The 4938-nt window shown below is 60.4% G+C and carries 7 protein-coding genes; 4 read left to right on the forward strand and 3 right to left on the reverse strand.

Annotated elements, in window-relative coordinates:
* The 3 genes from DBV14_RS25070 to DBV14_RS25080 all read left to right on the forward strand — a co-directional run.
* Positions 1-352 (forward strand): hypothetical protein (locus DBV14_RS25070; RefSeq protein WP_221621916.1); only part of this gene is annotated, 352 nt, incomplete at its 5' end.
* A 144-nt stretch (positions 353-496) separates the two neighbouring features.
* Positions 497-763 (forward strand): hypothetical protein, encoded by a 267-nt coding sequence (locus tag DBV14_RS25075; RefSeq protein WP_124463211.1) that lies wholly within the window; start codon positions 497-499, stop codon positions 761-763.
* A 56-nt stretch (positions 764-819) separates the two neighbouring features.
* Positions 820-1110 (forward strand): hypothetical protein, encoded by a 291-nt coding sequence (locus DBV14_RS25080; protein ID WP_124463213.1) that lies wholly within the window; start codon positions 820-822, stop codon positions 1108-1110.
* Positions 1111-1607: 497 nt separating this feature from the next.
* Here the strand turns inward: DBV14_RS25080 and DBV14_RS25085 are convergent, their stop codons facing one another.
* The gene (locus tag DBV14_RS25085; protein WP_124463215.1) at positions 1608-2138 is read right to left on the reverse strand and encodes a hypothetical protein; all 531 of its coding nucleotides are present in this window, start codon (positions 2136-2138) and stop codon (positions 1608-1610) included.
* 138 nt (positions 2139-2276) lie between these two features.
* Entirely contained in the window at positions 2277-2495 is a 219-nt protein-coding gene (locus DBV14_RS25090; protein ID WP_260397221.1) for a hypothetical protein, read from the reverse strand.
* Positions 2496-2965: 470 nt separating this feature from the next.
* Between DBV14_RS25090 and DBV14_RS25095 the strand changes: the two genes are divergently transcribed.
* A complete protein-coding gene (locus tag DBV14_RS25095; RefSeq protein ID WP_124463217.1) occupies positions 2966-3979 on the forward strand; it encodes an OmpA family protein in 1014 nt (337 codons plus the stop codon).
* 54 nt (positions 3980-4033) lie between these two features.
* On the opposite strand, the gene DBV14_RS25100 is transcribed toward DBV14_RS25095, so the two are convergent.
* Positions 4034-4666: a phosphoglycerate mutase family protein gene (locus DBV14_RS25100; protein ID WP_124463219.1), complete on the reverse strand. Its 633-nt coding sequence runs from the start codon at positions 4664-4666 to the stop codon at positions 4034-4036.
* Positions 4667-4938: the final 272 nt, after the last annotated feature.

Here is a 4938-nt window from a genome sequence, read left to right on the forward strand (position 1 = left end):
AGGGAGTCACGCGGGGCAGGTGCTCACCTTGGTGGGTGACGTTCCCGCCTCCATTGTTGAGGTCGATCTAAAACTCTCCTACCGCGGGCAAGCCATACGCTTGGTTTCGCCAGAGGCAGAAACCTCTGAGTCCACTGATTTCCGTCATGGCATCTTTAGGTTAGAGGCTGCGCTATCCGGTTCAAACAGGCTTCAGCTTCAAGCCAAGCCCAAGAGCATCAAGTACAAAGGCAGCATGGGTGGTGGCAAACTCAACGCCAGCTTTGGCGCCATCCTCAAGAATGCGCCTGAACCCTTTAAATCCGATCTGAAAGGGGCTGAGCTCAGTTGCATCTATGCGTATGCAGTTTGAGCAAGGGCTAACAAATCGTTCAGCCAGACAAATAGCCGCTGCGCAGTTATTTGTCGGTTGACTCCAACGTTAGGCCTTAGATACCGTCTGACGACGGTCTGCACGCGGCCAAGACCAGACATTCCCCGAGGCGACGACATTGCAATGGACCCACGCCCGCTCATCTTCCTTGAGAAGCCGTATACCGAAAACCTTGGGCCGTTTTCGACTCGCCGCGTGGTGCTTGCAGGGCTCGAATCGCAGATGGAGTACTGGATTGACCTGGCTGTCGGTTGGCTGGAACAAGGCGCGCCATTGGACGAAGAAATCGTTGAGGCGCTCAGCCGAATCGCTGAAACTCGACAGAAGGCGCAGCGACTTCGACACAGGAGTGCTGCGTTGGTCAAGCGCTGGCTTCGCGAGGTTGGTTAGGTGGGCCCTCGGCCACAAGCGGACATTCAGCTCATCCACCCAGCTCTTCCAAATCGATGCCAATTTCTGACAGGGTTCTTCTCCGCTGCTCCCGAGGCTACCGGTTTGAGCTCGATGCATTGGTAGCCATGTGGATGCAAGAGGGGGTCAAGTATGTGGGCGTCCTTGGCGTCGGTGCATCGAAGGTCGAAGACATCATCGATGAACTGTGCGTCGGCGATGGCTCAAACCCGTACCCCATGCTCACCGCATGTCATGCGCCACATGAGACTATCGACGACGCAATGTTCCTCGCCAATCAACTTTCCGGCGACTTCATTGGTGAGGTGCGTATTGTTGACCTCTGAAAGCGCAGGACTGCGCCTTGAGCGGCAGAGCACGGCCAGAAGCACACCCGAGCTATGAAGACAGACTTTTCCTCCCTCGATGAATCTATCCTTGAGACGCTCGCGGAGCGCCCATCTCGGCTTGGTGAAGTCCTTGCAGTGCGTGCCATCCGCGAAAGCGCAGCCCGTGTCGCTCGCCGCAGGGCCGGTACATCGCCCAGTGAAAGTGCTGACATCGCTGTTCATGAGCGATTACAAGCAATGCGACGAGATGGCAGGGTTACCTATGATTCAGCGACGAGCCGCTGGGAGGCCACTCTTCAGGCGGTTTGAGCCGCTATGGATACGCCTTGAGACCCTGCGTCCAAACGTCTGCTTTCTCTTGATTCGAACTTCCGCAACGGGCCCGTTGCGGTCTTCGGCCCCGCGAGATTCGGCGCCCGATAGCAGTCACTCAACGAAAGGCTCGACGGCCGACAAAACCCGCCATCGGACCGATCTGTTGCTTGGATTCGCCATCATCTAATCCACCACAAATTCGCCCTGAATGGGCGTTGATTTGGGATTGCATAGGTGATGTGCCCTCCGAAGTCAGCTTCGGCGACATAACGGATTACTGCGTAGGGCGCGGGGACGCCGTCTCTTCCATCGAGAACAACCGCCTTGCCATCGACCACGGCTCCATCGAAAGCGAAGACATATTTGGCGATGTCTGAGTAAACGAACTCCACACATCCGGAAGGTCCCTTTGCTTTGTCTTTCGCCAAGGCCAACAACGGCTCATTTATCGCGCGCCAACGCGCGTCGCGCGTGGCGTTTTCCTCCAAATAGGCCTTGCCTACGGCGCCGACGACATCGAGCTCGACCCCTTTGATATGCCAAGCGATGCACTCGTCTGGCAACCGCTGCTCCAGCAAAACCCGATAGCTTTCGTCGACAGTCTTGCCTGACTCCGGTGGCGTGAAGACTTGAGAGAAGGCCGAAATCGATTGCATCGTGCAAGCGCAGCTGACCAGGACCCGCAACATGGCGGTCAACGCTTGTCGCATTTTTTGTTCCTCCCGTTGACTATATGAGGCCGTTCAAAATCGGACTCTCGTGAGCTAACGCTCCTGGCCGGTGGCGGAAGTCTAAGCTCCGCCAGCGACAGTTGGCTCTCCCGCAAGGCCGCCTTTCGTCGGGGCGTATCAGGCCTGCGTGCTCCACTCGCCTTCGCACCGCTGAAACAACTCCGCCGCCTCACTCGCCAGTTCCGCCGCAATCCAAAGCACGTTGTCCAGATGCTTCGGCCCCGCGTCTTCGAACCATCGGTTGCCATCGCCGTGGCAGCACCACAGCAGCGACTTCAGTTGTTCCAGCTTGTTCTCAAGAAAGATCCGACGCGCTGGGTCCGGTGTCGATGGCAACTGCAGTTGCTGCTGATGCTGCAGCAGCAGCGTGAAATTCCGGCATGGGAGGCCGGGCTATAGTTCGTCTAGCCATTGGTGTGCTCTCTTTCCAAAGTGTTGGCACGTCATGTGGTTAGACGGTCGGGGTGTTTGCGCATCCCGGCCGTCGCCTTTTGTGCCTCGCGTTCGCATCGATGCGAGTTGCATCGATGGCCCGCCGCGAAGCGAAGCGGTTCATCCATCTGCTGTGTTGTGTGTGATGCCTTCCATGCCCACTGGGTGGGGTGTTCAGTGACAGGGGCATTCACTGTAGAGATGTGCGGCGCGGGCGGGGAAACTGAATGCGCTAGTAAGTCTCGAATCGCGCGAGCAACTGCAAAAACGAAGAGGGCACCGGCACGCGCAACGGCATAGGCCGTCTGTCGAATGCACAACGGCCATTGCCCGTCCTAGCATCCCAGGCGTTGCCGCTCTTTTCGACGCCCCCGATGAAACAGCCCGCCTTCTTCGCTGCCACGGCCTTGCTTTGCCTGGCCGCTTCCGTCGCTGCCACAGCCATTGCGGCGGCGGCCGCGGCCGAGAAAGACCATCCGCTGGTGGGCCGTTATGAAGGCGCGGTGCTCGACGGTTCCAAGGTCACGGCCTACGACGAGGTGGGGCTCATCAAGGAGCCGTTCGAGAACTGGGGTGGCGGCAAGCCCGACCTGTTGAAGCTCGAAGGCAAGGTTTCGCTGTATCACTACAAGCTGCCCAAGGAGCGCTCGCTGCTCGAAGTGCAGCGCAACTACGAAGCGAGCCTGAAGGCCAAGGGCTTCGACATTCTGTTCACCTGCGGCACGGCCAACGCCTCTTGCTACAAGCCACGCCCCAACAGCGTGGACACGACCACGCCCTACGACTTTGCGCTGGCCTTCGACAACCCCGAGTGGCCGCGCCTGGGCAGCAGCGGCGACTACGTGCGCAACTACTTTTCGGTAAGCGGCCGCTACCTGCTCGCGAAGAAGGCGGGCCCCACGGGCACGGTGTACGCAAGCATCGCGCTGGCCGAGCACAACGCCGAAGTCGGCAACCACGCCTTCGTGCGCGTGGTCGAGAGCAAGGCGATGGAAGGCGACAAGATCGTGTTCGTCGACGCCTCGGCCATGCAGAAGAGCCTGGCCGAAACGGGGCGCATCAACCTCTACGGCATCTTGTTCGATCTCGACAAGGACGTGATTCGCCCCGAGTCGCAGCCCACGCTGGACGAGATGACGAAGCTGATGCGCAACAACCCGCCGCTGAAGCTGTCGGTGGTGGGGCACACCGATGCGCAAGGGGACGCAAAGCACAACGACGATCTGTCGAAGCGCCGTGCGCTGGCGGTAATCGCGGTGCTGGTAAAGGCCGGCGTGGACCCACGCCGCTTCACGACCCGTGGCGCGGGTGCGGCCGAGCCGGTGGCGCCGAACGACAACGAGGCCGGGCGCGCGAAGAACCGGCGGGTCGAACTGATACGGCTCTAGGTTTTCGGGCCGCGTGAGCCGGGGAGGGCGGTGCCGAGCGAGGCGGTCGTCGCCTCAGCTTTTAAGTACCGCGAACAGCGTGCCCCAATTGCCGGGCGCCGCATCGACCAGCGCATTCAGGTGCTTCTGCAACCGCGCCGCCACGTCGGACAGCGACTCGCCTTCGGGCACGGGCTCGTTGCCGGCAATGAAGCCGATCCACGCATCGGCGTCTTCGTCGCCGGCTTCTTCCGGCACTTCCCAGCCGCCTGCCGCGCCGAGCAGGTAGCGCAGGTGGTATTCGATGCCAAAGCCCGGTTCGGGCGTGCCTTCGCGGCGCACGCGGCCAAGGCCTGCAATGGCGGCGGCCAGTGCCTGGGTGTCGAAGGTGCGGCTCGCCTCTTCGCTGCACAATTCGGAACCGTCGATGGCGTAGCCCACGAGTTCGCGCCAGTACGCTTGGTCGTGCACGCCATCGCGTTGTTCCATGTGTTCGCTGGCAAAGCGCGCCATGAGGGCGGCATCGGGAATGAGCGGCGACACGACGAGGTCGCTGCGAAAGTCGAAGCCGAAGAAGTACATGGTGCCGTCGAGGGTGAGGGCCTCGATGCCGCCTACGTGACCTTTGCGGCCGTTCAGTGGCTGTGGGTTCGTTGACTCGCGGGGCGTGTCGGCCGTGGGAGATTTTTTCTTGAAGAAGTCGAACATCCGAAGATCCTTTGGGGGAAGTTTCAGCGCAGGTCGATGTTCTCACTCCTGGATGAAAACTTGCTCTTCTGTTCGTGTTGCTGTGCGGTGAGTGTCTTGTTCGGGGGACAGCTGGGTTTGGGGGGCTGCCTGGTTCGTTCAGGGCGACGCTCACGCCGACGGTGTGCTCTGCTCCGCGAATGTCCCCCGCTTCGCTCCTCCTTTATTTCGCTGCGCAGAGCACACCATCCGCGTGAGCGTCATCAGAGTGGTCGTTGATCAGCGGTACACCA

Origin of the sequence: Variovorax sp. KBW07, from assembly GCF_003852515.1 — a bacterium.
In the GTDB taxonomy this organism is placed as follows: domain Bacteria; phylum Pseudomonadota; class Gammaproteobacteria; order Burkholderiales; family Burkholderiaceae_C; genus Variovorax.